The sequence below is a fragment of the Delftia sp. DS1230 genome (assembly GCF_040112715.1).
Taxonomy (GTDB): domain Bacteria; phylum Pseudomonadota; class Gammaproteobacteria; order Burkholderiales; family Burkholderiaceae_C; genus Comamonas; species Comamonas tsuruhatensis.
Window position 1 is genome coordinate 2,451,089 of the sequence record NZ_CP157763.1, and the last position, 25,570, is coordinate 2,476,658.

The 25,570-nt window shown below is 68.8% G+C and carries 20 protein-coding genes and 1 pseudogene; 16 read left to right on the forward strand and 5 right to left on the reverse strand.

The annotated features are described in order from the left end of the window. The first annotated feature begins 90 nt into the window (after positions 1–90). The 3 genes from AAN986_RS10930 to AAN986_RS10940 all read left to right on the forward strand — a co-directional run bounded on the left by AAN986_RS10930 (position 91) and on the right by AAN986_RS10940 (position 3,037). Entirely contained in the window at positions 91–975 is an 885-nt protein-coding gene (locus AAN986_RS10930; RefSeq protein WP_047216863.1) for a 4-hydroxyphenylpyruvate dioxygenase, read from the forward strand. Positions 976–1,040: 65 nt separating this feature from the next. Further along, positions 1,041–1,937, forward strand: coding sequence for a sugar phosphate isomerase/epimerase (locus tag AAN986_RS10935; RefSeq protein WP_047216864.1), 897 nt, complete (start codon positions 1,041–1,043; stop codon positions 1,935–1,937). A 74-nt stretch (positions 1,938–2,011) separates the two neighbouring features. Then, the gene (locus AAN986_RS10940; RefSeq protein WP_047216865.1) at positions 2,012–3,037 is read left to right on the forward strand and encodes an aldo/keto reductase; all 1,026 of its coding nucleotides are present in this window, start codon (positions 2,012–2,014) and stop codon (positions 3,035–3,037) included. A gap of 16 nt (positions 3,038–3,053) precedes the next feature. On the opposite strand, the gene AAN986_RS10945 is transcribed toward AAN986_RS10940, so the two are convergent. Next, the gene (locus AAN986_RS10945) at positions 3,054–3,491 is read right to left on the reverse strand and encodes a nuclear transport factor 2 family protein (RefSeq protein WP_227740981.1); all 438 of its coding nucleotides are present in this window, start codon (positions 3,489–3,491) and stop codon (positions 3,054–3,056) included. A 17-nt stretch (positions 3,492–3,508) separates the two neighbouring features. Continuing rightward, complete coding sequence (locus AAN986_RS10950) at positions 3,509–4,279, reverse strand: IclR family transcriptional regulator C-terminal domain-containing protein (protein WP_012206241.1); 771 nt, start codon at positions 4,277–4,279, stop codon at positions 3,509–3,511. Positions 4,280–4,465: 186 nt separating this feature from the next. Here AAN986_RS10950 and AAN986_RS10955 point away from each other — a divergent pair, with 186 nt between their 5' ends. From AAN986_RS10955 to AAN986_RS10980, 6 genes are all read left to right on the forward strand, one after another. Continuing rightward, positions 4,466–5,860 carry an MFS transporter gene (locus tag AAN986_RS10955; RefSeq protein WP_016450424.1) on the forward strand — a complete coding sequence of 465 codons (1,395 nt, stop codon included), beginning with the start codon at positions 4,466–4,468 and terminating at the stop codon, positions 5,858–5,860. Positions 5,861–5,895: 35 nt separating this feature from the next. After that, entirely contained in the window at positions 5,896–6,729 is an 834-nt protein-coding gene (locus AAN986_RS10960; protein ID WP_349335654.1) for a ThiF family adenylyltransferase, read from the forward strand. A 91-nt stretch (positions 6,730–6,820) separates the two neighbouring features. Beyond that, positions 6,821–7,972 (forward strand): porin, encoded by a 1,152-nt coding sequence (locus tag AAN986_RS10965; RefSeq protein WP_016451443.1) that lies wholly within the window; start codon positions 6,821–6,823, stop codon positions 7,970–7,972. 11 nt (positions 7,973–7,983) lie between these two features. Further along, on the forward strand, positions 7,984–9,042 hold the full coding sequence (locus AAN986_RS10970) for a Gfo/Idh/MocA family oxidoreductase (protein ID WP_349335655.1): 1,059 nt from the start codon (positions 7,984–7,986) through the stop codon (positions 9,040–9,042). A 55-nt stretch (positions 9,043–9,097) separates the two neighbouring features. Beyond that, positions 9,098–9,535, forward strand: a complete 438-nt coding sequence (aroQ, locus tag AAN986_RS10975) for a type II 3-dehydroquinate dehydratase (RefSeq protein WP_349335656.1) — start codon at positions 9,098–9,100, stop codon at positions 9,533–9,535. Positions 9,536–9,619: 84 nt separating this feature from the next. After that, on the forward strand, positions 9,620–10,873 hold the full coding sequence (locus AAN986_RS10980) for an MFS transporter (RefSeq protein ID WP_349335657.1): 1,254 nt from the start codon (positions 9,620–9,622) through the stop codon (positions 10,871–10,873). 6 nt (positions 10,874–10,879) lie between these two features. Here the strand turns inward: AAN986_RS10980 and AAN986_RS10985 are convergent, their stop codons facing one another. Continuing rightward, positions 10,880–11,536, reverse strand: coding sequence for a GntR family transcriptional regulator (locus AAN986_RS10985; RefSeq protein WP_012206234.1), 657 nt, complete (start codon positions 11,534–11,536; stop codon positions 10,880–10,882). A gap of 188 nt (positions 11,537–11,724) precedes the next feature. Between AAN986_RS10985 and AAN986_RS10990 the strand changes: the two genes are divergently transcribed. Genes AAN986_RS10990 through AAN986_RS11000 form a run of 3 tightly spaced genes read left to right on the forward strand, consistent with a single transcriptional unit; the run spans position 11,725 to position 14,352 of the window. Next, a complete protein-coding gene (locus AAN986_RS10990; RefSeq protein ID WP_349335658.1) occupies positions 11,725–12,603 on the forward strand; it encodes an NAD(P)-binding domain-containing protein in 879 nt (292 codons plus the stop codon). A gap of 47 nt (positions 12,604–12,650) precedes the next feature. Beyond that, complete coding sequence (locus tag AAN986_RS10995) at positions 12,651–13,637, forward strand: tripartite tricarboxylate transporter substrate binding protein (RefSeq protein ID WP_016450417.1); 987 nt, start codon at positions 12,651–12,653, stop codon at positions 13,635–13,637. Positions 13,638–13,677: 40 nt separating this feature from the next. Then, on the forward strand, positions 13,678–14,352 hold the full coding sequence (locus AAN986_RS11000; RefSeq protein WP_016451449.1) for an RraA family protein: 675 nt from the start codon (positions 13,678–13,680) through the stop codon (positions 14,350–14,352). 55 nt (positions 14,353–14,407) lie between these two features. Here AAN986_RS11000 and AAN986_RS11005 read toward each other — a convergent pair. Continuing rightward, a pseudogene (locus AAN986_RS11005) lies at positions 14,408–14,560 on the reverse strand (DUF6616 family protein); the annotation flags it as partial. A gap of 68 nt (positions 14,561–14,628) precedes the next feature. On the opposite strand from AAN986_RS11005, the gene AAN986_RS11010 reads away from it, so the two are divergent. Together AAN986_RS11010 and AAN986_RS11015 are read left to right on the forward strand one after the other, a co-directional pair. Further along, positions 14,629–16,116: a leucyl aminopeptidase family protein gene (locus AAN986_RS11010; protein ID WP_047216871.1), complete on the forward strand. Its 1,488-nt coding sequence runs from the start codon at positions 14,629–14,631 to the stop codon at positions 16,114–16,116. A 115-nt stretch (positions 16,117–16,231) separates the two neighbouring features. Next, positions 16,232–17,902, forward strand: a complete 1,671-nt coding sequence (locus AAN986_RS11015) for an ABC transporter substrate-binding protein (protein WP_016451452.1) — start codon at positions 16,232–16,234, stop codon at positions 17,900–17,902. A gap of 2 nt (positions 17,903–17,904) precedes the next feature. Here the strand turns inward: AAN986_RS11015 and dmeF are convergent, their stop codons facing one another. Continuing rightward, entirely contained in the window at positions 17,905–18,936 is a 1,032-nt protein-coding gene (gene dmeF / locus AAN986_RS11020; protein ID WP_047216872.1) for a CDF family Co(II)/Ni(II) efflux transporter DmeF, read from the reverse strand. Positions 18,937–18,981: 45 nt separating this feature from the next. Here dmeF and AAN986_RS11025 point away from each other — a divergent pair, with 45 nt between their 5' ends. Then, positions 18,982–19,257, forward strand: a complete 276-nt coding sequence (locus tag AAN986_RS11025; protein WP_349335659.1) for a metal/formaldehyde-sensitive transcriptional repressor — start codon at positions 18,982–18,984, stop codon at positions 19,255–19,257. Positions 19,258–19,454: 197 nt separating this feature from the next. Next, positions 19,455–25,532: a DUF4011 domain-containing protein gene (locus tag AAN986_RS11030; RefSeq protein WP_047216874.1), complete on the forward strand. Its 6,078-nt coding sequence runs from the start codon at positions 19,455–19,457 to the stop codon at positions 25,530–25,532. Positions 25,533–25,570: the final 38 nt, after the last annotated feature.

Consider the following 25,570-nt stretch of genomic DNA (forward strand, 5'->3'; position numbering starts at 1 on the left):
GGCCGCGCCAGTTTTACGCGTATTTGATCGTAGGAGAGCGATGCCACTTGGGCGTGGCACGACGATCATGTTTCCACCCGGAGTACCGCAATGACCGATTCCTCCTCCAGCAGCCGGGAAGACGTGCCCGAGGCGTCCAATCGCCTCGGGATCGACGGCATAGAGTTCATCGAGTACACGACCAGCCAGCCCCAGGCCCTGGGCCAGGTGCTGGAGGGGCTGGGCTTTCGCCCCGTGGCGCGGCACCGCTCGCGCGAGGTGACGCTGTACCGGCAGGGGGACATGAACCTGGTGGTCAATGCGGGCGCTGCCGATGCGCTGGCCCATGCCGCCTCGGACGGGCAGCCCGTCATCTCGGCCGTGGCGCTGCGCGTGCAGGATGCCCTGCAGGCGCATACGCGCTGCATCGAGCTGGGAGCCTGGGCGGCGCCCAGCCAGGCCCAGGCGATGGAGCTGCACATTCCGGCCATCCACGGCCCGGGTGGCAGCCGCTTCTACTTTGTCGATCGATGGCAGGAGTTCTCCATCTATGACATCGACTTCAAGCCCGTTGCCGGGGCCGATCCCCATCCGCCGGCGCTGGCCGGCCTGGGCTATTTCGGCGTGGTCCAGTACATAGGGCGTGGCCGCAGCGCCGACTGGATCACCTACTTCGAACGCATGTTCGACTTCCACCTGCTGCCCGATGCGCAGCGCTTCGGCATCCTGCCCAAGGGCAAGCTCATGCGCAGCCCCTGCAAGCGCTTCCTGTGGCAGCTCATCGAGCCCGATCCGGGCCTGGAGTGGGACGACATGCCCGAGCGCCTGCAGCGCATTGGCCTGGGCACCACCGACGTGCCTGGCGCCGTGCAGGCGCTGCGCCAGCGCGGCGTGGAGTTCGTGGAATCGAGCCGCCTGCACCCCGATGACCGTGGCGCACTCACGCGCAACGCCATGGGCACCGTGGTGTTCGAGCTGGTGCACCGCGACGCCTAGCGCAAAGCCTGGCGCGCCGCCGTCCGATTCAACCGCCGATACACACAACGATCCTGGAGGGCAACATGGGCTTGCTGGACAGCTATGGCATGGACACCATCACTCTGAATGGCTCGCTGGAGGCCAAGCTCGACGCCATCCGGCGCGCGGGCTTCACCCAGGTCATGCTCAGTGCGCGCGACCTGGCCGGCCACCCGGGCGGCGTCAAGGCAGCGGCGGCGGCCGTGCGCGCCAGCGGCCTGCGGCCCACGGGCTTTCAGGTGCTGCGCGACTTCGAGGGCCTGTCCGACCACCTGCACCACTACAAGGTGGACATCGCCAAATCCATGCTGGAGATGTGCGCCGAGATCGGCAGCCCCGTGCTGCTGGCCTGCTCGTCGACCTCGCGCCATGCCACGGGCGATCTCAACGTGATTGCGCGCGACCTGCGCAAGCTGGCCATGCTCGGCATTCCGCTGGGCGTGAAGATCGCCTACGAGGGCCTGTCCTGGGGCCGCTCCGTCAATGAGTTCACCACCAGCTGGGACGTGGTCTGCCGCGCCGACATGTCCAACCTGGGCATCGGCCTGGACTCCTTCCACATCCTGGCCGCCAAGACGCCGCTGGATGCGCTGGAGCTGATCGACCGCGACAAGATCTTCCTGGTGCAGCTGTCCGACTTCATGTGGCATGACGCGCCCACCTTCGAGGAACGCATGGCCACGGCGCGCACCTTCCGCGTGTTTCCGGGCGAGGGCGTGCACAGCGAGCGCCTGGCCGACCTGGTGCTGCGCCTGGACCGCCTGGGCTACCGTGGCGACTACAGCTTCGAGGTCTTCAACGACGACTACCAGCAACTGCCGCTGGACACCGTGGCCGAGCGCGCGCGCCGCAGCGCGCAGTGGCTCAACGACGACGTGCTGCACCGGCCCGTGCCGCTGCCGGCCTGGGCGCGCACGGGCGTGCGGGGCGCTGCGGTTTGACGGCAAAATCGTTGTGCGAATGCACTGCAAGGGAGCGCCGGCCGCTCCCTTTCTTCTTTTCCCTGTGAGCCACCATGACCAACCTGTCCACACGAAACCTGGGTCCCTTCTCCGTCAGCGCCGTCGGCCTGGGCTGCATGAACCTCAGCCACGCCTATGGCCATCCGCCGTCGCCCGAGCAGGGCAGGGCCGTGCTGCATGCGGCGCTGGACGCCGGTGTCACGCTGTTCGACACGGCGGCGCTGTATGGCTTCGGCGCCAATGAATCCCTGGTCGGCCCCGTGCTCAAGTCCCACCGCAACCACATCACCCTGGCCAGCAAATGCGGCATGGCCGGCGTGCGCGGCGACGACGGCGTGGTGCGCCGCGTGATCGATGGCCACCCCAGGACCCTGCGCCGCAATTGCGAAGACAGCCTGCAGCGCCTGGGCACCGATGTCATCGACCTCTACTACCTGCACCGCTGGGACCGCCGCGTGCCCATCGAGGAATCGGTGGGCGAGATGTCGCGCCTGGTGGAAGAGGGCAAGGTGCGCGCCCTGGGCCTGTCCGAGATCGGCGCCGACGCGCTGCGCCGCGCCCATGCCACCTTCCCCATCGCCGCGCTGCAAAGCGAGTATTCGCTGTGGTCGCGCAATGCCGAGCTGGGCACGCTGCAGGCCTGCAAGGAACTGGGCATTGCCTACGTGGCCTTCAGCCCGCTGGGCCGCGCCTTCCTCACCGGCAAGCTCCAGGAGGTCGAGGGCCTGGTCAAGGGCGATATCCGCGCCGCCATGCCGCGCTTCGCGCCCGAGGCCTATGCGAAGAACCTGCAGCTGCTCGCGCCCATGCAGTCCATTGCCGAGCGCGCCGACTGCACGCTGGCCGAGCTGGCCATCGCCTGGGTGCTGCACCAGGGCGAGCATGTGATTGCCCTGCCGGGCACCACCAGCGTGGACCATCTGCACGAAGACCTGCGCGGCGGCGCCGTGCGCCTGGATGCGGCCCTGCTGGCCGAACTGGACGACCTCTTCAAGCCCGAGCGCATCCAGGGCGACCGCTATGCCGTGGCCTCGCAGCGCGAGGTGGACACGGAAAAATACGCGTTCGAGACGGTCTGAACACGCCGCAGGCCGCTCATGGCATGGATGCGGCCAGGTCGAATGGCGCCGTGGGCGTGCCCTGGTGGAAGCGCATCTGCCAGCCCCGCGCCGTGCGCAGCCAGACCGAAGAGCGCAGCGTATGCCGGCCGGCCGTTCCATCCTCGGCCACGCTGGCCGAGCGGTAGGTCAGCAGCGCGCTGTCCGGTCCCAGGCGCGCCAGCGCAAAGCCGCCTGACACCAGCCGGGCAGGGGCCTGTGCTGGCAAGGCGTCCGCCAGGCTGTCCACGGTGGCGGCCCGGTCGTGCATGCCGCCCGATCGGCCGAATTCCAGGAAGTCTTCATGCAGCAGCGCCTGCAGCTGGCCTGCGTCCGATCGCACCTGCGGATCGTGCAGCCGCACTTCCAGTGCCTGCAGATGCTGCAGCAGATGGTCGTCGCCGCCATGCATGTCCAGGCCAGGAAGTTGCGCCATGGCCGTGTTGTTCACCATCAGATCAGATCCCGCATGGCCTGCGCCGTCTCGCGCAGCATGGGCAGCACGCGCGCCACGGCGTCCTTGCCGGTTTCGCGGCCCATGGGCATGGTGATGTTGAGGGCGCCGGCCAGCGCGCCGTGGCGGTCGCGCAGCGGCACGGCAATGCCGCGCGAGTCCAGGTTCAGCTGCTGCTCGCACAGCGCCCAGTCCTGGGTGCGGATCAGGGCCAGCTCGCGGCGCATTTCGGCGGGGCAGGTGATGGTGTGCGAGGTGAAGACCGTCAGCGCGCGGTTGTCCAGCCAGTGCTCCAGCTCGGCGTCGCTGCGCATGGACAGCATCAGCATGCCGGCCGCCGTGACCTGGGCCGGCACGCGCGCGCCCAGCACGTAGCCGGTGTTCATGTTGCGGTTGGGTCCGTTGCGCGCGATGTAGACCACCTCGTCGTCGTCCAGCACCGCCAGGTAGGCGGTTTCATGGGTGCCGGCGGCCACGCGCTGCAGGAACGGCTGGACGATGCGCGGCAGCCGCGCCGACTCCAGGTACGACTGCCCCAGCCGCAGCACGCGCGGCGTGAGCCAGAACAGCTTGCCGTCCCCCGCCACGTAGCCCATGTGCTGCAGCGTCAGCAGGTAGCGCCGCGCGGCGGTGCGCGTCATGCCCGTGCGCTGGCCGGCCTCGGCGGCCGTCATGCGCGGGTGGGCGTCGTCAAAGGCTTCGATGATCGATACGCCGCGTTCCAGTCCGGCAATCCAGTCGCGCTGGGCGAGGGTGGAAGGTGTTGTCATGACGGTTTTGATTTTTCCGTATTAACCCTGGGTGCGTGCGATTATCGAACAGCGCGGTGCGATCAGCGCACATGCCTTTCGAAATTGGCTTGGGCGCATCCATAGGCGGGAACTACATTTTTTACATCCCGCCGGCCTGGCCGCAAGCATCGGGCAGGGGCCTTTTCTACATGGAGGAGACAACACATGAGCGCAACCCCGATACACACACAGCCCACCGGGCACCAGCCGCGCAAGGCCGCCACCAGCGGCTGGATAGGCTCGGCCCTGGAGTACTACGACTTCTTCATCTACGCCACGGCGGCTGCGCTGATCTTTCCGCAGATCTTCTTTCCGCAGGGTGATCCGGCGATTGCCATCATCGCCTCGCTGGCCACCTATGGCGTGGGCTATGTGGCGCGGCCCATCGGCGCCTTCGTGCTGGGCCACCTGGGCGACACGCACGGGCGCAAGCAGGTGCTGGTGTGGTGCATGTTCCTGATGGGCTTTTCCACCATCGCCGTGGGCCTGCTGCCCACCTATGACCAGGTCGGCCTGTGGGCGCCCGCGCTGCTGGTGCTGATGCGGCTGATCCAGGGCTTTGCGGTGGCCGGCGAGATCTCGGGCGCCAGCTCCATGATCCTGGAGCATGCCCCGTTCGGGCGGCGCGGCTTCTTCGCCAGCTTCACGCTGCAGGGCGTGCAGGCCGGCCAGATCCTGGCAGCGGCCGTGTTCCTGCCGCTGGCGCACTACATGCCTCCCGAGCAGTTCAACAGCTGGGGCTGGCGCATTCCCTTCATCCTGAGCTTCGTCGTCATCATCGCGGGCTGGATCATCCGCCGCGAGGTCAACGAGACCCCGGCCTTCACGGCAGCAGGGCGCAGCGAGGCGCGTCCGCGTTCGCCCGTGGTCGAGGCCTTCCGCCACCATTCGCCCGACATGCTGCGCGTGGTCTGCATGGCGCTGATGAACGTGATCCCCGTGGTGGCCACCATCTTCGGCGCGGCCTATGCGGTGCAGCCCGCCTACGGCATCGGCTTCGCCAAGGACATGTACCTGTGGATTCCCGTGGTGGGCAACATCGTCGCGGTGCTGGTGATCCCCATGGTGGGCAACCTGTCCGACCGCATCGGCCGGCGCCCGCCCATCATCTTCGGCGCGCTGCTGTCGGGCCTGCTGGCCATCGGCTACCTCTACGCCATCAGCGAACGCAACATGCCGCTGGCCTTCGCCATGTCCATCCTGATGTGGGGCGTGGTCTACCAGGGCTACAACGCGGTGTTCCCCAGCTTCTACCCCGAGCTGTTCCCCACCCGCACCCGTGTCTCGGCCATGGCCATCTCGCAGAACGTGGGCACGGCCATCACCGCCATGCTGCCCGCGCTGTTCACGGCCGTGGCGCCTCCGGGTGCGCACAACATCTGGCTGACCGTGGGCCTGATCGCCTTCGGCATCACCGTGGTGGCCGCCCTGGCCGCGTGGAGCGCCCGCGAGACCTACCGCGTGCGCATGGAAGACCTGGGCGAGGCCGGTGCGCAGCCCGTGGCAGCTGCCGAGTACGACCGCCTGCGCAACCAGGCCCTGGCCCAGTCCGGCCGCTGAATCCTGCAACCCAAGGCATCCGAAGGCCCCAGGAAATGATTTCCGGAAAAACCACCCTCATCGCGCACATCGGCGACCCGACCGAGACCTTCAAGTCGCCCATGATCTACAACCCGTGGTTCGACAGCCGGGGCATAGACGCCTGCGTCGTGCCCATGGGCGTGAAGGCGGCGCATTTCGCCGGCGACTTTGCCGCCATCATGCGTTTCACCAACCTGCGCGGCGCGCTGATCACCATGCCGCACAAGGTGTCCGTGGTGGAACTGGTGCACGAGGTCACGCCTGCCGTGCACATTGCAGGCGCCTGCAATGCCGTGCTGCGGCGCGAGGACGGCACGCTGCTGGGCGACCAGTTCGACGGCGCGGGCTTTGTGCGCGGCGTGCTGCGCAAGGGGCGGCAGTTGCAGGGCGCGCGGGTGCTGATTTCCGGGGCGGGTGGCGTGGGCTCGGCGATTGCCGCCTCGCTGGCGGCGGCCGGCGTGGGCGAGCTGATGCTGTTCGACACGCGGGACGAGAGCGCGCAGGCCCTGGCCGGGCGGCTCGCTGCCTACTACCCGAGGATGAAGGTGGGCACGGGCTCCAGGGACCCGCAGGGCTTTGACGTGGTCGTCAACGCCACGCCGCTGGGCATGAAGGACGATGACCCGCTGCCGTTCGATGTGCAGCGCATCGCACCCACCGCCTTTGTGGGCGAGGTGGTGATGAAGTCCGAGTTCACGCCGCTGCTGCGCGCCGTGCGCGACAAGGGCTGCGACTTCCAGGTGGGCACGGACATGCTGTTCGAGATGATTCCCGCCTACCTCGAATTCTTCGGCTTCGGCAGCGCCACGCCCGACCAGCTGCGCGCCACCGCGCACATCTCCTACTGATCCAGCCGACAGACAACCGGCCCTGAATGCGTCCAGGGCAGGGCGCAGCCACGCCCGAAAAAGCATTTTTCACAGAGAAGGAGACAAGACCATGCAACAGCAAATGCACCAGACACCGCGAGTGCCGCAGCGCGGGGCCCTTCGCATCCTGGCCCTGACCACCGTGCTGGGCGCCTGGGGCGCGGGTGCCCACGCCCAGTCCTCGGTCACCATCTACGGCAGCGTGGACCAGTACATCAACCACATGCGCAGCAGCTCGGGCGCATCCATGACCACGCTGGAGGACGGTGCCCTGCTGCGCAGCCGCCTGGGCTTTCGCGGGCAGGAAGACCTGGGTGGTGGCCTGTACGCGAAGTTCCAGCTGGAGATGGGCATCAACGCCGACAACGGCACGCAGGCCGACAGCACGCGCGGCTTCGACCGCCAAAGCTGGGTGGGCCTGGGCGGCGGCTGGGGCGAGGTGCGGCTGGGCCGGCAGAACACCGTGATCTTCGGGCGCGGCGACTACATCGACTTCACCTCGCGCACGTTGGGATCGATGGTCAACAACTTCGGTGTGCCCTCGCGCTTCGACAACGACATCTCCTACACCTCGCCGCGCATGGCCGGCTTCCTGTTCGAGGCCCACTACGCCATGGCCGAGACCGGTGCTCCAGCGCGCCAGGCCATCTACCAGCTGGGCCTGGACTACCTGAACGGCCCCTACCGCGTGGGATATGCCGGGCTGTATGCGCGTGCGCCGCAGAACGCGGCCTATACCGACGCGGTCCGCTACGACAACCTCTACGCCAACTACGACTACGGCAAGGGCAAGGTCCAGCTGGCCTTTGTGCGGTCCAACAACAGCACGGCAGGCTCGGCGGGCAACAACACGGGCACGGTGCTGGGCAATGTGGGCGGGCTGGTGGCGGGCACGAACGCCGATGTGCGCCGCTTCTACCGCGTCTGGCAACTGTCGGCCGACTACCGCGTGACGCCGCAACTGCGCGTGGGCGCACTGTGGGGCCGCATACAGGATGGCTCGGACAGCGGGCGCGGCGCATCGGGCGGCGCGGTCGCGGCCTACTACGACCTGTCCAAGCGCACCATGCTCTACGCGGTGGCCGAGCAGTTGAAGAACGACCGCAATGCGGGCTTCCGGCTGGCGGCCTCGGGCGGCATGAAGCCCAACTTCACATCGGCCGACGACGTCAACGGCCGCACCATCAAGGGCGTGCAGCTGGGCGTGCTGCACCGCTTCTGAGGGGGCATGCCATGGCACAGCTGCACCCGCTTCGCATTGCCGTGGCCGGCGCCGGCGCGATCGGCCAGGCGCATATCGCCGCCATCGGGGCCCAGGCGGATTGCCGCCTGTCCGCCATCGTGGACCCGGCGCCCGCAGCCCGGGAGCTTGCCCAAAGGGCCGGAGTGCCGCTGTGGCGCGACCTGGGCGAGCTGATCGCCCATGACCGGCCCGACGCCGTGGTGCTGGCCATGCCCAACCGCCTGCATGCCCCGCAGGCGGCGCAGTGCATGCATGCGCGCCTGCCCATCCTGCTGGAAAAGCCCGTCACCGCCACCGTTGCCGAGGCGCAGCGCCTGGCCGCGCTGGCCGAGCGCAGCGGCGCCCGCGTGCTGGTGGGCCACCACCGCGCCCACAGCCCGATCATGGCGCGGGCCGCAGCCCTCATTGCCCAGGGGCGGCTGGGCCGCCTGGTGGCCGTGACCGGCGCGGCCCTGTTCTACAAGCCGGACGCCTATTTCGAGGAAGGCCCCTGGCGTCGCGAGGCCGGGGGCGGCCCCATCCTGCTCAACATGATCCACGAGGTCCACAACCTGCGCATGCTGTGCGGCGACATCGTGGCCGTGCAGGCCTTCGCCTCGCATGCCACGCGCGGTTTTGCCGTGGAAGACACGGTGGCCATCAACCTGCGCTTTGCCAGCGGTGCGCTGGGCAGCTTTGTGCTTTCGGACACGGCCGCCAGCGCGCACAGCTGGGAGCAGACCTCGCAGGAGAACAAGGCCTATGCCAGCTATGAGGACGAAGACTGCTACCTGGTGGCGGGCACCTTCGGCTCGCTGGCCATACCGAGCATGCGGCTGAAGACCTATGCATCGGCCGGCCAGCGCTCCTGGAATGAGCCCTTCGACCTGGATGTGGCCGCCGTGGAGCGCGAAGACCCGCTGGTGCGCCAGATGGCGCATTTCGCGCAGGTGGCGCGCGGCCTGGCGCAGCCCCTGGTCAGCGTGCACGACGGCCTGCGCAACCTGCAGATCACCGAAGCCATAGCAGAGGCTGCCCGCATGGGCGCCGCCATCGACACCACGGCGTGACCCGGGCACCACCGGCGCCCATCCTTCATCCATGACATCAAGCCACGGAGCCACCATGAAAAAGATCCTGATGCTGCACGGCATCAACCACAACATGTTCGGCCAGCGCGATCCGGCGCAGTACGGCACGGTCACGCTGGCCGAGATCGACGCCTCGCTGCGCAGCCTGGGCGGCCAGCTGGGCTGCGAGGTGGACAGCTTCCAGACCAATTGCGAAGGCGCCATGTGCGATCGCATCCACCAGGGCTTTCGGGACGGCGTCGATGGCGTGCTCATCAACGCCGGCGCCTGGACGCACTACAGCTACGGCATCCGCGACGCTCTGGCCATGCTCACCGTGCCCGTGGTGGAGATCCACATGAGCAACATCCATGCGCGCGAGCCCTTCCGCCACCACTCGGTGTTTGCCGACATCGCCCGGGGCCAGATCTGCGGCTTCGGCGCGGACAGCTATCTGCTGGGCCTGCGGGCCGTGCTGTCCGCCGTCGCATAGGATGCATGGCGCGCAACTGGCCATGTATCGTCCTTCGAACTCCCTCGCTCGACGCGCTGCATGCCGTGACCAGGCTTCATTGAGATGAACTTCGCCGATCCCGGCCCGCGCCGCGCCGTTTCCTTCCTCCTGCTGTTGCCGCTGCTGCTGGCCGCGCAGCCGGTCGCCACCGATGGCTATCTGCCGGCGTTGCCCGAGATCGCGCGCGACCTGGGCTCGGCCAGCAGCAGCCTGACCGTGTTCATGCTGGCCTTCGGTGTCGCCCAGCTGGTGTGCGGGCCGCTGGCCGACCGCTTCGGGCGCCGGCCCGTTCTGCTGACGGGGTTGGCCTGCTACACGGCAGCGGCGGCAGGCTGTGCGCTGGCGGGCAGCGCGGACGCACTGGTGGCCTGGCGCGCCGTGCAGGGCGCGGCCATGGCTGCCATCCTGGTGTGCGCACGGGCTGCGGTGCGCGACCTGTATCCGGCCCATGAAGGTCCGCGCATCATGGCCCGCGGCCTGATGGGCCTGGGGCTGGTGGCCCTGGTGGCGCCGATTGCCGGTGCATGGGCAGTCCAGGCCGCCGGCTGGCGCTGGGTGCTGGTGGCGATGGGTGTCTACTCGCTGGCTTTGCTGGCACTGTGCTGGCGCACTTTCAGCGAGACGCGGCAAGCGCCGGCGGAGTCTGCCCCGGTCATCGCATCCGTACCCGTATCCGTATCCGCTGGCGGTGTGCGCCAGGTGTTCGCCGACCCCGGCTTTTGCGCCTGGACGGCGCTGGCCGCAACCACCTACGGCGGCATCTTCTGCTTTTTGCTGCTGTCGCCGATGGTGTACGTCGACCTGTTCGGCCTGTCGCCCGTGCTCTATGGCTGGATTCCAGCGGGCGGCTCGCTGGTCTACATCCTGGGCATCACATGGTGCCGGCGCCTGCTGTCGCGCCACGGGCCGGTGCGCACGGTGCAGCTGGGCGCTTCGCTCAGTCTGCTGGGGCCGTGCATCCAGATCGCCGGCTGCGTGCTGGCGCCGGCCTCGCCCTTTCCACTGCTGCTGGGGCACGCGGTGTATGCGCTGGGCCATGGCCTGCACCAGCCTTGCGGCCAGGCGGGCGCGGTGGGTGGCCTGCCGCCGCAGCTGGCCGGGCGGGCCGTGTCGTGCTCGGGCTTCGCGATCATGTGCGTGGCCTTCTGCGCCGGCCAGCTGGCGGCGCAATTTGTCGATCCGATCATGCGCCACGGTGCCTGGCCGATGGTGTTGCCCATGGCGCTGGCAGGCGTTGTGCTGGTCCTCATCGCCTTTGTCTGGCTGCCGTGGCTGTACCGGGTGCGGTCAGCGCAAAGGGTTCAGCCCCGGTCATGACACCGTTCATGCATCCGCGCGGTATTCCCCCCGATGCTTCATGAACCGGTGGTAGGACATGCGCAGGTGCAGCTGCATCACCTGGCGTGCCAGCTCCCCATCCCTGGCACGTATGGCGATCACCAGGTCGCAGTGGTGGTGCAGGCTTTGCACCAGCTCTTCGGGCGTGTAGATGTAGAACGACCGCTTGATGATCGGCATGTCGATCATCGTCGCCAGCATGGTCTTGAGGCGCGGCGAGCCCGATGCCTCGATCAGCGCGTGGTGAAAATCCCGGTTGGCTGACTGCACCTCGCCAATGCCGTCGTGGCCAGCGGCAATGCCGGCCTCCATGCGCTGGTTGCTGGCCTCCAGCTCATCGGCCAGCCCCTCGCCGCCGCGCGTGGCCGCGAGGAACGAGGCGTACGGCTCCAGCAGCATGCGCAGCTGGAAGGTCTCCTCCACATCCCAGTCGCTCCACTCCGACACGCGGATACCCTGGCCCGCGCCATCGGTGGCCAGGCCATCTTCCACCAGACGGTGCAGCGCATTGCGCACCGGCGTGCGGCTCAGTCCCAGGTCGCGGGCAATGGGCTCTTCCTTGAGCTGTTCGCCGGGTCGGTAGTGGCCGCCGATGAGCCGCTGCCGCAGAACCTCGTACGCCTTGTCTTTCACGTTTTGCACTGTGTTTGCACCAGGTGGGTGGGGATGGTGCGCCGATTCTAGGTGACGACGGAGGGGCTCGCTGCGCCGCGCTTCATTCGGAAAAGTACAAAACAAGTACAAAAATCCGCAGTTCTACGGGAAATCTCTATGAATGGATCGGGGATGCACTCCATAGACTGCGCTCAATGTTTTAAATTTGTACTTTTATGAAGTTCGCAATACTGGGTGGTGGAATGGTCGGCGCCTGCTACATGCAGGCCTTTGTGGAGCAGGGGCACAGCCTGGTGGGCCTGTGCGACCTGCAGCCCAACGCTGCGGTGGCCGACGCCGTGCAGGCCGCTGGTGCGCAGGTGCATACCGCGCCCGGTGCCTGGCTGGCCGAGGCCGACGTGGTGGTGAGCGCCGTGTTCGGCACCGTGGCGCGCAGCCTGTTCGAGGCCTGCCTGCCCCATCTGCGCGATGGCGTGGTCTATGTGGACATGACCACGGCCGACCCGCAGGAGATGCGCGAATGCGGCGAGCTGGCCCGGCGCGTCGCCCAGGGCAGGGCGGTGCACTTCGTGGACGTGGCCATCACCGGCGCGGTCAACCTGGGCGGCAGGAAGACGCCGCTGCTCGTGGCCGGTGGCAAGGCCGGTTTTGTACAGGAATTGTTCTTGCCCTTTGGCGGCTCCGTTCGCGTGGTGGGCGGACAGCCAGGCGATGCCGCCGCGCTCAAGCTCCTGCGCAGCATCTACACCAAGGGGACCGAGGCGCTGGCCGTGGAGTGCCTGGTGACGGCCCAGCAGATGGGCCTGCGCGAGCAGCTGCATGCCATGCTGCAGGACATCGACGAGACACCGCTGCGCACGCTGATGGAGTCCATGGTGCGCACGCACATCCCGCATTCCGCGCGCCGCCGCAACGAGGTGGCCGAGGCCCGGCAGCAGATGGCCCGCAACGGCCTGGCGCCCATCGCCTCGCCCGCCGTCGAGGCGCTGTTCGCCGCCACGGCCCGCGCGCATGCGGCCCAGCCGTTCACCGGCACCTCCACCGACGAGGCCATCGATTGGCTGGGCAGCCACGTGCTCGCCAGCCAAGCCTGATCAACGTACCCATGCGCCAACCGACACCACCAAAGGAGACATCCGCAATGACGACCCCGACCCGACGCCGCCTGGCCCTCGCCGGCCTGCTGGCACTGACCGCTGCCGCCATGGCCCCGGCCCATGCCCAGGGCACCTATCCGCAGCGGCCCATCAGGTTCATCGTGCCCTTTCCGGCCGGTGGCGGCACCGACAACCTCACGCGGCTGGTCGGCACCAAGCTCACCGAGGCCCATGGGTGGGCCATCGTGGTGGAGAACAAGCCCGGTGCCGGTGGCAACCTGGCTCTGGACCAGGTGGCCAAGGCCCCCGCCGACGGCCTGACCCTGGTGATGGCGCAGACCGACAACGTGGTGCTCAACCCGCTGCTGTACTCCAAGCTCACCTACAACCCCGACAAGGACCTGCGCGCCGTGGCCCTGGTCGCAGCCGGCCCGGCCGTGCTCGTGGTGAATGCCGATTCCCCGTACAAGTCCCTGGACGACATCATCCAGGCGGCGAAGAAGGAACCCGGGCGCCTGAGCTTTGCCACGCCGGGCACCGGCACCATTTCGCACCTCATCAGCGAGGCCTGGCAGAAAAGCTCGAATGTGAAGTTCACCCACGTGCCGTTTCGCGGCATGGCGCAGGCCATGCCCGACCTGCTGGGCGGGCGCATCGACATGTACATGGGCTCCATCCCCACGCTGCTGTCGCACATCCAGTCGGGCAAGGTGCGCGCCATCGGCGTGACCACCGCGAGCCGCTCCAAGCTGCTGCCCGACGTGCCGACCTACACCGAATCCGGCATCAAGGGCGTGGAGCTGGCCAGCGTGTGGGGCGTGATGGCCCCGGCCGGCACCTCCGACGCCATCGTCAGGCAGCTCAACGAAGCCATCAACAAGGTGGTGAACGCACCCGACACGGCCAGGAAGATCGCCGACTCCGGCGCCGAACTCATCACCGGCACACCGCAGGACATGGCCAGGCTCTACGCCAGCGACCGCGCACGCCTGGCACCCATCGTCAAGAGCTCTGGCACCACGCTCGATTGAGCGGCACGGCTTTCATTCCATCCACTCTGAGCACCACACCATGATCGGTCTTCAAATTCTGAAGCGGCAACGCGCTGTCAGCCTGGATATTGCCAGGCGCTATCTCGACGTGCCTGTCGCCAACGTCAGCGACTGCATGGCCCGCATGACGGCTGGCGGCGCGCGGCTGCGCCCCATGCACGGCGGCGGGCGCATGGCCGGCCCCGCGTTGACCATCAAGACACGCCCGGGCGACAACCTCATGCTCCACAAGGCACTTCAACTGGCCAGCCCAGGTGACGTGATCGTGGTGGATGCGGGCGGCGACCTCACCAACGCACTCATCGGAGAAATCATGGTCGGAGACGCCATGCGTCGCCAGCTGGGCGGCATCGTGATCAACGGCGCGATCCGCGACGCGGCATGGATTCGTGCTGGCAGCTTCCCGGTATTCGCCGCGGGCGTCACGCACCGCGGACCCTACAAGGATGGCCCGGGCGAAATCAATGTGCCTATCGCCATCGATGGCATGGTGATCGAGCCCGGCGACCTCATGATTGGCGATGACGACGGCTTGCTGTGCGTACCCTATGCGCAGGCGCAGGCCCTGCTGGATGCAGCACATGGAAAACAGATGGTTGAGGCCAAGATGGTGGCCGACATCGCTGCCGGTACCTACAGCGCGCCATGGATCGACGAGACGCTCAAGCGTCTGGGCTGCCCGATTCAGCCGTAGCGCCGGCGCTGCAGCATCCATCCTGCACCCATTCATCACCCATCGCCCGTCCGCCTCAGACCTCGGCCAGCGCCTTCAGATGGCTTTCCAGGCCACCGGTGCCGCTGGCCGCGTTCACATGGTCGAAGTAGCCGTACCAGCCGCTGGCCTTGATGCCCGCCAGCAGGGCATCGCGCGCGGCGGTATCGGGAAAGCGCCAGATGCGCATATCCATATGCGGCAGGCTTGTTTGCGATAGCCGGGCTGGCCTTTAGGCTGGCGCGCTTTGACCACGCCATGTCCAGCCCCGTCGCAACTGTCCATTCCGATTCCCGTCCCGGCGCCTTTGCCATTTCATCCCAACCCGCCACGGCGTTGCACCTTGCCACGCCCGCCACGCTGGCGGCCGTGCTGGAGCAACTGTCCCCGGCCCAGGCCCGATGGGCGCGCGCCGCAGGCTTTGATGCGCAGCCGGGCCGCATCCTGCTGTTGCCCGGCATGCAGAGCGAAGGGCAGGGCGATGGCACTGCCCTCGCTGGCGTGCTGGTCGGCGTGGACCCGGACCAGCCGCTGTGGCAGCTGGCCGGCCTGCCGCCTGCGCTGCCGCCCGGCACCTATGCGCTCGCCGATGCGGATGAGGCTCAGAGGCCGCATCTGCTCCTGGGCTGGGCACTGGGCGCGTTGCCATCGACCCGCCAGACGCGGCAGTCGGATGCGGCAACCGCTCCATCACTCGCTCAGTTGGTGGCAAGCCCTGATGAGCAGGCCGCTGTTGCGCCAATGGCCGCCGCCATTGGCGAGGTGCGGCGGCTGGTCAACCTGCCTGCCAACCAGCTGGGTCCCGAACAGCTGGCCCAGGCCGTGGCCGACCTGGCCGCGCGCCATGGCGCGCGCTACCGGCAATGGGTGGGCGACGAACTGCCTGCCGCAGGCTTTGCCCTGGTGCACGCCGTGGGTCGGGCGGCGTCCCAGGCCTCCCAGGCGGCCCAGGCGCCGCGCGTGGCCGAGCTGACCTGGGGCGATGCCGCGCTGCCCCATGTGGTGCTCATCGGCAAGGGCGTGTGCTTTGACTCCGGCGGGCTGGACCTCAAGCCCGCCGCAGGCATGCGCTGGATGAAGAAGGACATGGGCGGCGCCGCACACGCCCTGGCCCTGGCCGATCTGCTGATGCAGGCGGGCCTGCCCATCCACCTGAAGCTGCTGGTGCCTGCGGTGGAGAACGCCGTGGGTGCCGGTGCGCTGCGGCCCGGCGACATCATCGAGGCCGGTGACGGCCGGCGCGTGGAGATCGAGAACACCGATGCCGAAGGCCGGCTCCTGCTGGCCGATGCGCTGCACCACGCCATTCGCAGCGCGCCCACGCCGCCCGCGCTGCTGATCGACCTGGCCACGCTCACGGGCGCTGCGCGCACGGCGCTGGGGCCGGACCTGCCTGCGCTGTTCAGCAACCATGACGGCTGGGCCGATGCGCTGCTGGCCCAGGGCCGCGCGCAGGCCGACCCGCTGTGGCGCCTGCCCCTGTGGGCGCCGTACCGCCGCATGCTCCGTTCCGACCAGGCCGACCTGCTCAACGCCGCCAGCACGCCACAGGGCGGCGCCATCACGGCTGCGCTGTTCCTGGAAAGCTTTGTGCCGCCCGAGCTGCCCTGGCTGCACCTGGACCTGTTCGCCTGGAATCTGGAGGAGCGCCCCGGCCGGCCCAGGGGCGGCGAAGCCCAGGGCCTGCGCGCGCTGTACGCCCTGCTGTCGCAGCGCTTTGCATCTGCGCGCAGCGCATTTGCATAGGCGCAATCGGGCTTTGCGGCGGGCTGGTGGCTCCACACAATCGGCCGTCTGGTGCAGCCGGCGCGGCACCCGCCGCCGCCTTTCTGCGATCTTGTTCCGGCTGCCAGGACACTTCATGACCCAAAGACGCTTCCTGCCTCGCCTTTCCCTGCTGCGCACCCACTTGCGCACCCTGCGAACTTCCGCACTGCTCCCCGCCCTGGCCGCAGCCTTGCTGTGCGCACCGCCCGCCCAGGCCGAAACCCTGCGCTGGGCGCGCTCCACCGACGCATCCACGCTGGACCCGCACGCGCTGAACAACGGCCCCAACCACAACCTGCTGCACCAGATCTACGAGCCGCTGATCATCCGCACGGCCGATGGCAAGCTGCTGCCCACCCTGGCCACGTCCTGGGCGCTGACTGCCGACCCCTCGGTCTGGGAGTTCAAGCTGCGCAAGGGCGTGAAGTTTCATGACGGCAGCCTGTTCACGGCCGACGACGTGCTGTTCTCGCTGCGCCGCGCGCGCTCGGCCACCTCGGACATGCGCTCGCTGCTGACCTCGATCACCGACGTGACCAAGGTCGATGCCTTCACCGTGCACATCAGGACCAACGGGCCCAACCCGCTGCTGCCGGCCAGCCTCATCAACATCCAGATCCTGAGCGCCGCCTGGGCCAAGGCCCATGGTGCCGAGCAGCCGCAGAACGCGCTGGCCAAGGAAGAGAACTACGCCACGCGCAACGCCAACGGCACGGGGCCCTACGTCATCGCCTCGCGCGAGCAGGACACGCGCACCGTGCTGCGGCAGTTTCCCGGCTACTGGGGCAAGGGGCTGTTCCCGCTGGAGATCGACGAACTGGTCTACCTGCCCATCAAGTCCCAGGCCACGCGCGTGGCGGCGCTGCTGTCGGGCGAGGTGGACTTCGTGCAGGACCTGCCCATCCAGGACATTGCGCGCCTGAGCGCCGACCCGCGCTTTCGCATCAACCAGGCCGCCGAGAACCGCACCATCTTCCTGGGCCTGAACGTGGGCGCCGCCCCGCTGTCGCATTCCGATGTGAAGGACAAGAACCCGCTGGCTGACCTGCGCGTGCGCCAGGCCTTCCAGCTGGCCATAGACCGGCAGGCCATACAGCGCGCCGTGATGCGCGGCCTGTCCGTGCCCACCAACATCATTGCGCCGCCCTTTGTGCATGGCTACGAGAAATCCTTTGGCGCCGTGGGCAAGGCCGACTTGGCCCAGGCCAGGAAGCTGCTGGCCGAGGCCGGCTATCCCAACGGCTTCGGCATCACCCTGCATTGCACGAACGACCGCTACCTGAACGACGAGGCCATCTGCCAGGCCATCGCCGGCTTTTTGGGCCGCATCGGCGTGAAGACGGCCGTGTCGTCCCGGCCGCTGGCCATCCAGACGGCGGCCATCAACAACCAGGAGACGGATTTCTACCTCTACGGCTGGGGCGTGCCCACCTATGACTCGGCCTATGTCTTCGACTACCTGGTGCACACGCGCGGCAAGAACGGCCGGGGCAACACCAATGCCACGCGCTACAGCAATGCCGAGCTGGACAGCCAGATCGTCTCCCTGGCCTCCGAGGGCGATGCGCGCAAGCGCGATGCCACCATCCACTCCATCTGGAGCACGGTGCAAAAGGAGCTGATCTACCTGCCGCTGCACGACCAGATCCAGACCTATGCCATGGTGCGCAAGTTCGACATCCCGGTGAATCCGTCGAACACGCCTTACTTCAAGCTGTTCAAGCAGCCCGGTGCGCGCCAGGCTGCGGTGGCCGGCGCGCAGTAGGCTCAGTGTGTCGCAGCCGGCTGCGGCCGGTTGACCTCCACCGTGACGTGGACCAGTTCCTCGTGCACGCCAAGCAACTGGCGCACGGCATCGGGGTCCACGCCTGCGGGCGCGTCCAGTGCCACGATGCAGGCGTAGCGCGCCTTGCCCACGCGCCAGACATGCAGGTCGGAGATCTGCGCGGCAAACGGCGCCTGGGCGATGGCCTCACGCACCTCGCTGACCACGGGGGCGTGCATCTCGGCGTCCAGCAGCACGCGGCTGCTGTCGCGCAGCAGGCCCATGGCCCATGCCGCCACCAGCACGGCGCCGGCCAGGCCCATGGCCGGGTCCAGCCATCCCAGGCCCCAGGCCATGCCGCCGAACAGGGCGGCGATGGCCATCACCGAGGTGGCGGCATCGGCCAGCACATGCAGGTAGGCCGAGCGCAGGTTGAGATCGCTGTGGTCGCCATGGTCGCCGTGATGGCGGTCGCCCGCGTGGCCGCCGTGCGCATGCCTGCCGTGCCCGTGGTGATGTCCGTGGTCGTGACCGTGACCGTGACCATGGTGATGCCCGTGCCCGCCCTTCAGCAGCCAGGCGCAGACAAGGTTGACCAGCAGGCCCAGCGCGGCCACGCCCAGTGCCTGCTCGTAATGGATGGGCGAGGGCGAGAACAGGCGCTGCACCGACTGCCAGGCCATGCCGCCCGCCACCAGCAGCAGCAAGATGGCGCTGGTGTAGCCGGCCAGCACCTCGATCTTCCAGGTGCCGAAGGCAAAGCGCGTATCGCCCGCCAATCTGCGCGCGGCCGCATAGGCGCCAGCTGAGAGCCCCAGCGCCAGCGCGTGCGATCCCATGTGCCAGCCATCGGCCAGCAGCGCCATGGAGTTGAATCCGTACCCGCCTGCGATCTCCCCGACCATCATGGCCGCCGTCAGCCCCGCAGCCAGCATGGCACGGCGCTCGCCCAGCGGGTTGCCTTCGTCGAAACGGTGTGAATGCTGCCTGGGGCTGGCGCCGCCAGCGGTCGAGAGGGATGGAATGCTGTGCATGAAGATACTGTACCCCAGTATGTGCAGGCGCCTAGAATGGCCCTCATGGCACATACGATTCAGAACAAGAAGCGCTTGCTCACGCGCATCCGCCGCATCCAGGGCCAGGCCCAGGCGCTGGAGCGCGCGCTCGAGGCCGAGCACGACTGCGCGGCCATCCTCCAGCAACTGGCGGCCGTGCGCGGCGCCGTCAACGGCATGATCTTCGAGGTGCTCGAGGGCCATGTGCGCACCCATCTGGGCGATGGCGAGGCCGGCGGCCAGGCCCGTGATGACGACGTGGACCTGGTGCTGTCGGTGATGCGCTCGTACATGAAGTGATTGATGAAGTGATGGCCGGCCCTGCGGATTGGCGCTCTCGGCGCGGTTTCCTGCTCTCATTTTTTGCAAACAGTGACCCCTGAAAACCGCCCATCTCGGACACGGCGCCCCATTCGCAGCGGACAATCGTCAGGCCAGGAATATGACGGGATTTCGACAGTTCCCGCCGCCTGCTGGCCAGCCAAGGACTACCGCGCATGACAGAAGACCCCCGCCGAGATTCCCCCGCAGATGCCGCCCCCGCCGCCGCCCAGGCGCCGCAGACGGCCCCGCAGCTGCGCATCGGCACCGTCGCCAAGCTCAATCTCGCCGACTTCCAGAACGCCGTGCCCGCGCTGCTGGAGCTGGCCATCGTCAACGAGGGCGAGCTGCCGCTGCAGGCGCTGAGCCTGCACTTGGCCTCGGAGCCTGCCTTCATCAAGCCGCGCACCTGGCGCCTGGAGTCGGTGGCCGCGCACAGCACCTATGCGCTGACCGACCTGGATGTGGCGCTGGACGGCGCCTTGCTCTCGCGCCTGACCGAGGCCGAGCCTGCCGTGCTGCGGCTGGAGCTGCGCAGCGGCCAGCCGGCACAGACGGTGCTGGCCCGGCACGAACACCCGCTGGAACTGCTGGCCCGCAACCAGTGGGGCGGCCTGGGGCATTTGCCCGAGATGGTGGCGGCCTTCGTGCAACCCAATGATCCGGCCGTGGACCGCATCCTCAAGGGCGCGGCGCAGGCGCTGGAGGCGGCGGGCAAGTCCGGCGCCATCAACGGCTATGAACAGGGGCCGCAGCGGGCCTGGGAACTGGCCTCGGCCATCTGGACCTCCGTGCTCCAGAAGAAACTCAACTACGCGCTGCCGCCGGCCAGCTTCGAGCATGCGGGCCAGAAGATACGCGGCGCGTCCCAGGTACTGGATGCGGGCCTGGCCACCTGCCTGGACCTGACGCTGCTGTTCGCCTCCTGCCTGGAGCAGGCGCACCTGAACCCGCTGCTGGTCTTCACGCGCGGCCATGCCTTCGTGGGCCTGTGGCTGGGCAGGCAGGAATTCTCGACCGCCGTGGTCGATGACATCACGGCCGTGCGCAAGCGGCTCAAGCTGCAGGAGCTGGTGGTCTTCGAGACCACGCTGGCCGCGCAAGGCCAGGCCGTGGCCTTCAGCCAGGCCATTGCCCAGGGCGCGCGCCAGCTGGCCGAAGAGCATGAGGACCAGTTCGAGCTGCTGGTGGACGTTCGGCGCGCACGCATGCAGCGCATCCGCCCGCTGGCGCTGGCCCAGCCGCAGGACGCCGCGCCCGAGGCCGGCGAAGGACAGGCCGAGCCACGGCTCACCGTGGAGCCGCCGCCCGAACTCCTGGCGCAGGCGCAGACACGCGAAGTGCCCACCTCCCAGCTCGATCCCAAGGACAGGCTGGCGCGCTGGCAGCGCCGGCTGCTGGACCTGTCGCTGCGCAATGCCCTGCTCAACTTCAAGCCCGGCAAGAAATCGCTGCTGCTGCAGGTGGCCGCGCCCGCGCTGGAGGACACGCTGGCCCGGGGCCAGGTGCTCAAGCTGCTGCCCAGCCCCGAGCTCATGCAGGGCAAGGACCCGCGCAGCCAGCCATTGCACGAGGCGCGCAGCCTGGAAGACCTGCGCGGCGCGCACGCCGAAGAGGCGCTGCAGCGGCGCGAGGTCTTCATCGACCTGGAGCCGCTGGAGCTGGACAGCCGCTTTGTGGAGCTGTTTCGCGGCGCGCGCAACGCGCTGCAGGAAGGCGGCGCCAACACCTTGTTCGTGGCCCTGGGCTTTCTGGTCTGGAGCCGGCCCGACAAGCCCGATGTGCGCGTGCGCGCGCCGCTGATCCTGCTGCCCGTCACGCTGGAGCGCAAGAGCGCGCGCTCGGGCTTCACGCTGCAGGCGCATGAGGACGAGCCGCGCTTCAACCCCACGCTGGTCGAGATGCTACGCCAGGACTTCCAGCTGGAGCTGGGCGTGCCCGCAGGCGACCTGCCGCGCGACGAGGCCGGACTGGACATCACCGGCATCTGGGCCCGCGTGCGCGAGGCGATCAAGGACGTGCGCGGCTGGGAGGTCAGCGAGGACGTGGTGCTGTCCATGTTCTCCTTCGCCAAATACCTGATGTGGAAGGACCTGGCCGAGCGCGCCGACCAGCTGCGCAGCTCGCCCGTGGTCGCCCACCTGATCGACACGCCGCGCGAGCCCTATCGCTCGGAGATCGCCTTTCCCGACACGCGGCGGCTGGACCAGGAGTTCGCGCCGCAGCAGGTCTTCAGCCCGCTGCCGGCCGATTCATCGCAGCTGTCGGCCGTGATGGCCGCTGCGCGCGGCAAGGACTTCGTGCTCATCGGCCCGCCGGGCACGGGCAAGAGCCAGACCATTGCCAACCTGATCGCGCAGTGCCTGGCCGAGGACAAGCGCGTGCTCTTCGTGGCCGAGAAAATCGCCGCGCTGGACGTGGTCTACCGCCGCCTGCGCGAAGTGGGCCTGGGCGAGTTCTGCCTGGAGCTGCACTCCAACAAGAGCCGCAAGCTCGACGTGCTGGGCCAGTTGCAGAAATCCTGGGACTCGCATGGCCAGGTGGATGCCGAGGCCTGGGCCGCCAAGGCCAGCCAGCTCGGCCGCCTGCGCGAGCAGCTGTCGGCCTATGTGGAGCGCCTGCACCGGCGCCACGCCAACGGCTGGACCATCTACCGCGCCATTGGCGCCGCGGCCGGTGGCCAGGCGCTGCCGCGCCTGGGATTTCACTGGCCCACGCCCCAGGCCCATGACGAAGCGGGCCTGGCCCTTTTGCGCGAGACTGCGGGCCGCCTGCAGGCCAATGCCCAGGCCGTGGGCGCGCAGCATCTGAAGGACGGGCCGCTGGCCACGGTGCAGGCCAGCGACTGGTCCGTGCGCTGGCAGCAGCAGATGGTGGATGCCGCCCAGGCCCTGCACGATGCAGGCCAGGGCTTTGCCGAGGCGGCGCAGCAGCTGGGCCGGCTGCTGCGCATCGAGTGGCCGGCGCTGGGGCGCCAGGCGCGCTCGGCGCTGGGCGTGATCGCGCGCGCGCTGCCTGCGGCCGCAGGCCGCAACCTGGCTTTCTGCGTGCTGCCTGACGGCGCGCGCATTGGCGAATCCCTGCAATCGGGCCTGCAGCTGCTGGCGCAGCACGGTGATCTGTCCGCACAGATGCTGGCGCCCTGGCCGGCCGAGCTGCAGGCGCGCCTGGCCCAGGCGCTGGACCTGCTGGCGCAGCGCCGGCGCCTGCAGGCCGGGCTGGGCACGCCCTGGCCCGTGGCCCTGGGCGACGAGCTGGAACGCGGCCTGCAGTGCATCGACGAGATCGCGGCGCTGCGCCAGGGCCTGTCCGTTAAGTACGGCGCGGGCGTGGGCCAGCTCAATGTCTCGCAGCTGCAGCGCGAATGGGCCAGGGCCGGCAAGTCCTTGTGGCCGCTGTCCTGGCTGGGCCGGCGCAAGGTGCGCGCGGCGCTGGAGGCCACCATCGAAGGCGCGGGCGAGCCGCGCGTGGCCGATGACCTGGCCGCCCTGGTGCGCATCCGGGGCCTGCGCGAGGAACTGGACCAGATCCAGCCCGGCGCCGCAGCCGACGGCCTGTGGGCCGGACACCGCACGCGCACCGACCATGCGCGCAGCGCCTTGAAGGCCAATGCGGCCCTGCTGGCCGCGCGCGCGCAGAAATCCTTCTCGCTCGACGGCCTGGAGGCCGTGGCCGAAGGCCATGGCGGCGAGCGCTGGGCTGCCGAAGTGCAGCGCCTGCAGGCCCTGTACCAGATCGACCGCCAGCTCGATGGCTACCTGCCGCTGGCCGATGCCAGCCACGGCCTGTGGCGCGGCCTGGAAACCGATGCCCAGGCCTTGCAGGACGCGCTGGCCTTCGAGCGCGAGCGCCTGCAACTGACGCGGCGGGGCGGCCTGATGGCATCGCACGCCGCCGTGGCCCAGGGCCGTTGTGGCGCGGCGCTGCAGCAGGCCCATGCGCAGCTGGCGGCCCGCAGCGCCATCGAGGAACAGCTGCTGGCGCTGGACGATCTGCGCTTGCGCTGCCCCGGCGTCTGGGACGGCCTGGACACGCGCCCGCAAGCCGTGGAGCATGCGCTGCGCCTGCAGGGATCGCTGCAGGCAGGGCTGACCGGGCTGGGCTGGCAGGAGGCCGAGCTGGCCCAGGCACGCCAGGCCCTGCACCAGGTGCTGGCCTTGCGCAGCGCCGAGCTGGGCGAGGGTGCCGCGGTCGGCATGGCCTGCCAGCAGTTGCTGGACAGCCTGGCCGGCCTGCACGCGGCCATAGACCCCTTCAGCGCGGCGGCAGCCCATGGCGAGCCGCAGCAGCGTGCCCTGGCCCAGCGCACGGCCGAGCAGCTGGCGGCCACGGCGGGCGGCGTGCTGGCCGGGCAGGGCGGCCTGCATGCCTGGTGCGCCTGGCGCAATGCCCAGGCCGCGGCCCGCGCGGGCGGGCTGGGTGCGCTGGCCGACGCCATCGAGTCCGGCAGCCTGGAGCCGGCCCAGGCACCCAAGGCCTTCGAGGTCAACTACGCGCGCTGGTGGCTGGCGCTGGCCGTGGACGAGGACGAGGTGCTCAAGCGCTTCGTCTCTGCCGAGCATGAGCGGCGCATTGCCGACTTCCGCGCGCTGGACGATGAATTCACCTCGGTCACGCGCCAGTGGATACGTGCGCGGCTGTGCGCGGGCCTGCCGTCGGCCGACAGCATCCAGCGCAACAGCGAGTGGGGCATCCTGCGGCGCGAGATCACCAAGAAGCGCCAGCACCTGCCGCTGCGCCAACTGCTGGAGCAGATCCCCTCGGCCGTGCTGCGCCTGACGCCCTGCCTGCTGATGAGCCCGCTGTCCATTGCCCAGTACCTGAGCGCCGAGACCAGCAACTTCGACATCGTCATCTTCGACGAGGCCTCGCAGATTCCCGTCTGGGACGCCATCGGCGCCATGGCGCGTGCCAGGCAGGTGGTCATGGTGGGCGACCCCAAGCAGCTGCCGCCCACCAGCTTCTTCGGCCGTGCCGACACCTCCGACACCTTCGACGACGACACGCAGGGCGTGGAAGGCGACATGGAAAGCATCCTGGACGAATGCCTGGGCGCCAGCCTGCCCACGCGCAACCTGTCGTGGCACTACCGCTCGCGCCATGAAAGCCTGATCGCCTTCAGCAACCACCGCTACTACGGCGGCGGGCTGGTGACCTTTCCCTCGCCCGTCACCGATGACCGCGCCGTCAGCTTCCACGCCGTGCAGGGCCGCTATGAAAAAGGTGGCGCCCGCATCAACCAGCCCGAGGCCAAGGCCCTCGTGGCCGACCTGGTGGCGCGGCTGAAGTCGCCGGGGTTTGCGCAGTCGGGTGCCACCATCGGCGTGGTCACCTTCAACTCCGAGCAGCAAAGCCTGATCGAGGATTTGCTGGACGAGGAGCGCCGCAAGGACCCGGGGCTGGAGCCGTTTTTCTCCGATGCGCTGCTGGAGCCCGTCTTCGTCAAGAACCTGGAAAGCGTGCAGGGCGACGAGCGGGACATCATGTACTTTTCCATCACCTACGGTCCCGATATCTCGGGCGCCGTGTCCATGAACTTCGGCCCGCTCAACCGCGATGGCGGCGAGCGGCGGCTGAACGTGGCGGTGACGCGCGCGCGGCAGGAGCTTCGCATCTTCTCCAGCCTGCGTGGCGAGCAGATGGACCTGTCGCGCACCCAGGCGGCGGGCGTGCGCGACCTCAAGCACTTCCTGGAATTTGCCGAGCGCGGCCCGCGCGCGCTGGCCGAGTCGCACCATGGCAGCCAGGGCGATTTCGACAGCCCCTTCGAGGCCAGCGTGGCCCAGGCGCTGGAGCGCAAGGGCTGGCGCGTGCACACGCAGATCGGCGCATCCTCGTTCCGCGTGGACCTGGGCGTGGTGCACCCGGACCATGCGGGCAGCTACCTGGCGGGCGTGGAGTGCGACGGCGCCACCTACCACCGCTCGGCCACGGCGCGCGACCGCGACAAGCTGCGCGAGCAGGTGCTGCGCGGCCTGGGCTGGCAGATTCTGCGCATCTGGTCCACGGACTGGTGGGTCAACCCGGGCGGCACGCTGGAGCGCATCCACGCGGCGCTGACCGCGCTGCTGGAGCAGGACCGGCGCAAGCGTGCGGCCGAGGTTGTAGAGGTTGCCGAGGTGCCGCAGGCGGCTGCAGTCGCCAAGGCAGAGCCAGCGCCAGAGACGCCTGAGTCGTCCGAGTCCTCCGAGCCCTCCGCGTCCTCTGAGTGGCCCGAGGCATCCGTGGAGGATGGCGAGGCGCAGAAGGCTTGAGGAAACGGGTCTTGAGAAGACGGGGCGTGAGAACGCCG